The organism is Chitinophaga sp. (assembly GCF_036566945.1).
Taxonomy (GTDB): domain Bacteria; phylum Bacteroidota; class Bacteroidia; order Chitinophagales; family Chitinophagaceae; genus Chitinophaga.
On sequence record NZ_DATCVJ010000251.1, the window covers coordinates 1 to 4,238 of the forward strand.

Annotated in this window: 4 protein-coding genes; 3 read left to right on the forward strand and 1 reads right to left on the reverse strand. The window is 44.5% G+C overall.

Going from position 1 to position 4,238, the window contains the following annotated elements:
- Window positions 1-1,836 (reverse strand): glycoside hydrolase family 36 protein (locus VIP81_RS07380; RefSeq protein ID WP_331957936.1); only part of this gene is annotated, 1,836 nt, incomplete at its 3' end.
- A gap of 317 nt (window positions 1,837-2,153) precedes the next feature.
- Here VIP81_RS07380 and VIP81_RS07385 point away from each other — a divergent pair.
- The 3 genes from VIP81_RS07385 to VIP81_RS07395 form a co-directional block, all read left to right on the forward strand.
- Window positions 2,154-2,738 carry a sigma-70 family RNA polymerase sigma factor gene (locus tag VIP81_RS07385; protein WP_331957938.1) on the forward strand — a complete coding sequence of 195 codons (585 nt, stop codon included), beginning with the start codon at window positions 2,154-2,156 and terminating at the stop codon, window positions 2,736-2,738.
- Window positions 2,739-2,818: 80 nt separating this feature from the next.
- Window positions 2,819-3,997: a FecR family protein gene (locus tag VIP81_RS07390; RefSeq protein ID WP_331957940.1), complete on the forward strand. Its 1,179-nt coding sequence runs from the start codon at window positions 2,819-2,821 to the stop codon at window positions 3,995-3,997.
- A 55-nt stretch (window positions 3,998-4,052) separates the two neighbouring features.
- Window positions 4,053-4,238, forward strand: a 186-nt coding sequence (locus VIP81_RS07395) for a hypothetical protein (RefSeq protein ID WP_331957942.1), incomplete at its 3' end; no start/stop codon positions are given.

A 4,238-nucleotide genomic window follows, 5' to 3' on the forward strand; every position in this document is an offset into this window, starting at 1 on the left:
AATCGTGCTCGCTTTTATTAGCAACGCGGAATGTGGAGGCAAGTCTTTCACTTCGTATACACCATCATGAATACCCAAATTCGCACCTGTCCAATAATTAACTAACGACGACTTAGACTTTAATTTTATCTTTCGTGAAGCTGGCTTGCTGCCGTCCCAGTTCAGAAAATAATAAAATTGTGCCGCCCCTGTGTCCAGGTAACCTGTCTCAAATTTATCGCTGGTAAATCGCGCGCTTTTACCTGCGGGTGGTAATTGTTTCCGGATAATATCAAATTGTTTTTCCGTGAGGTTAGCGTATTTATCGCCCAACAGCATCAGTCCACCTACTGCATGTACGACCGTGGCATGAAACAAATATTCGTTGGCTGTTAATTCTGTGCCGGAGTTGCCGTTTGCACCGAGTACCAAACAATCCGGATCGTTTTGCCACAATGTTCCGTTTTGCCAGGAACGCATCAGGTTTTCTTTTGCAGTTGACTGAAAAGAGTTCCAGTCTCTTGATACGTCGTTGCTCGTACGACTCGCGGTGATGAGTCCTAATGAAGGCCACATGGGATTATTACAGCCCAGCACCACGGTATTGTTATCACAGCCTTTCAGGATGGCTTTCATACCGGCGCGATAAGCTTCTATCCTCGTGGCGTTGGCATCGTAATGAACGCCTTTATGAATAGCGCCCCAGTAGTTGGCGTCGAGTTTAAAATATTGTACGCCCCATTTTTCGCGCATGGTCTTCACTACATAGGTTAAATATTCCTGTGCATGTGGATTGGTACCATCGAGCACATACCAGGGGGCATTGCGCCAGCCGCCAAATCCCACTGTAGCAGAGTTCAACGGATGACCGCTGCTGTCTTTCACAAACCAGTCGGGATGTTCTTTGAACAACCTGGAATCTTTCTCCGCAATGAAGGGAGCCAGCCAGATGGCCGGTGTAAAACCAGCCTTTCTGATTTCTGCCAATGTACTTGCCAGTGAGCCATACCGCGGATTATCCTCCAGCCAATCTCCCATGTATGGCTGGTAGCCATCATCAATCTGAATATATTTCACCGCCGGCAATTTGGCGGCAAACCCATTCATGTTTTCACGAATATCATTTTGGGTAACGTCCGGTCCATAGCAATACCAGGAGCACCATCCGGTGGGTACCTGCTTACCGAAAACCGGTGGATGCTTCACTGCAATCTGCTTCGTCAATTCGTCATACAACAAATTTTTATCTGTTCCGGACAGCAGCATAAAATCCTCTAACTCCACCCGCTGGCCTGGCTGTAAGGTGAGGTTTTCTGCGTCTATCGAAACCATCATCTTCTTCTCCGAAAAACTGATGCGGCCAATGAACCGCTGACAGGTGGAGAAAGCCAACATCAGACACTGACCGTCGGGCAAGGTCAGGTTAAACATCCCATAAGCGGTAGGCATGTGATGTGGTCCTATAATTTTATAATGTCCTTCGTCGGTATAACCACCTATGTTTTGAGGATGCCCTAAACTGCCACCGGTTTGTGACAGCATCTGAAACCCTTCGCCATAAATCCGGCTACTGCTGTCCAGCACGGCTCCATCGATTTCAAATAAGACAATATTATTGACGTGAATGGTTTGTTGGCTATTATTAACAATAGCGGAACGGCAAAACCGGCTATCCCAGTTTCTGATGATTTGCAATCCATTGTTATTGATGCGATGCTCCCCTGCATCCTCACAATAGGGCGTGGAACTTTTCAATAGGGCCACCAATTTCTTTGCATCTTTTATTTTTTCGGCAGATGCAGCAAAAGAAAAGGATATTAAGACGCAATAGAAAACAGGAACAAATAGTTTTTTCATTGTACGTTTTTATCAGTCGTATGAAATATGGAAAACGCCCAAAGTATCATATTTTGAGCGGGTATACCTGCATTATCTTAGCAAACACCAATACTTTTTTTGCACCATGTGAATGCGTTGAACATCAGGCAGAAAGGCAATTTTATACCTGGTGGGAAAAAATTCGGACACCTATATAATTATAGCCACTTGATAATTTACTATTTTTTTTTGCTAAAATTGCAGGAGGAAATATTATGAAGTATTGCTAATATTGTCATAATTCCACCGCTAATGTCAACCAACTGAGCAAACATCATTCAAATTTCCGATGCATTATGGGATTAAAGCGCATTGACAATGAACGTGAAATACTGGAGCAAGTGGCTGCCGGCTGCCAGTCTGCGTTCTCAAAGCTCTTTCATGGTTATGCCAATCAGGCGGGCCGTATTGTGTATACGATTATCGGTTCCCGGGAACAAACGGAAGAAATACTGCAGGATCTATTTGTAAAGCTGTGGAAAGAAAAAGAAAAACTCACTGACATCAAGGAATTTAATGCCTATTTTTTCATACTGCTACGCAACCACACCCTTAATCATCTCACAAAGCTTGTGGCGGAAAGAAAAGGACAAGCCACGTATGCCAGGTTTGTACTGGAACAACACGACAAGCAAGATGACCATGGGGATGTCCGTCTCGAGATAGTGGACAAAGCCATAGAAGCGCTGCCTATGCAGCAGAAAACAGTATTCCTCCTGCGGGCGCAGGGTTACAGAAATCCTGAAATTGCTACGCAGATGAACTTATCCACCGATTCGGTAAAAAAATATAATCAGCTGGCCCTTAAATTTATTCACCGGTTTATTAAGGTGCGGGTAACTGTTTTGTTCACACTGGCAGCGGTCCGGTATTTAAAATAAAATATTTTTTCCTCCCATATCTCCTTTTATACCCTCTTCACTGTCTTATGATATAGAACAATGTTTTAAACTGCCAGACTATGCCGCAGCAAGACCGGTTACATTACTTATTGGACAAGACCATTGCCGGTACCATCGCTGACGGGGAGCGCCAGGAGCTATTTGTTTTACTGACAGATCCGAGCGCAAGACTACTATATAATGATCTGTTTGAACAGCTGGCAACAGCATCTGCTGAACAGGAAGATTTCTTCTCTCCTGAAGAAGCCGATCACCTGTTATCACAGATCAATGAAAAAAACAGTACACCAGGGCCACGCATCTACCCATTAAAGCCAATGCTCATTTGGGCAGCCGCTTGTGCAACGCTGCTATTATCGCTGCTCTCCTACCGCTTTTTTGTGACCACACACCAGACAGCTCATCAGAAAAACATGGCACAGCTAACACCTGCTGCTCAGCCAAAGTCCAATGTAATGCTGACCCTTTCTGATGGTAAACAGGTTTCGCTGGACAGTACGGAGGCAGGACGGGTCATTGAGGAGAAAGGCACCCACGCTGTTAACAGCAATAACGGGACACTTATTTATGCCGCCAACAACAAAGCAGGTGTAACACCGGAAATGGTATATAACACCCTTACTATACCAAGGGGAAAGCAATATAAAGTAGTATTACCGGATGGCAGCCAGGTGTGGTTAAATGCCGCTTCCTCTCTGCGCTACCCGACGCAGTTTCCTGATGGACAACGAAAAGTGGAATTATCCGGTGAAGCATATTTCGATATTACCAAAGATGATCGCAAACCATTTTTAGTAGTGACCACTCAACAAACAGTTGCGGTGTTGGGTACCAATTTTAACGTAAAAGCCTATACCGACGAGCCCTATATCAAAACAACATTAGTAGCAGGGAGTATAAAAATTAATCCATTAAACGGGATTACAGCAAGACTATTAAAACCAGGGGAACAGGCCATCCTGGAGAACAATGATTTACAGGTAAAAGCGGTAGACACCAAAGAAGATATTTCCTGGCGGTCAGATCTCTTTTATTTTTCCGACACAGATCTGCGGGAGATGGCGTATCAGCTGCAACGCTGGTATGATATTGAAGTGGACTTCTCCTCCCTTCCGGCCAAAAGACTATATGGGCAATTACCCCGTAGCACACCACTACCGGAACTGTTAAGCGCAATTGAGAAAACAACCAATATAAAATTTAAACTAAGCAATGGCCGGCTGTCTGTAGAGAAATAGTATCCGGTTTTTTATTTATCAACCATCATCATTTCACACCAGTAAAATTACATTTATGAGAATTCAACGTGGCCATCGTATGGGCCATTGGAAGCGCTATGCCTTGTGCATTACGTTTGCTGTCTTCCATTATCTGGCAACATCTGCCATTGGCTTTTCCCAGCAGGTAACTTTGAGTGTAAGTGGCGCGAGACTGGAGCAGGTGCTCGAGTCGATCAGAACGCAAACCGGTTACTCTTTT

Excerpts from the sequence above, each read along its gene's own strand:
- VIP81_RS07385 (WP_331957938.1), top strand. The coding sequence starts at position 2,154 with ATGGGATTAAAGCGCATTGACAATGAACGTGAAATACTGGAGCAAGTG.
- VIP81_RS07390 (WP_331957940.1), top strand. The coding sequence starts at position 2,819 with ATGCCGCAGCAAGACCGGTTACATTACTTATTGGACAAGACCATTGCC.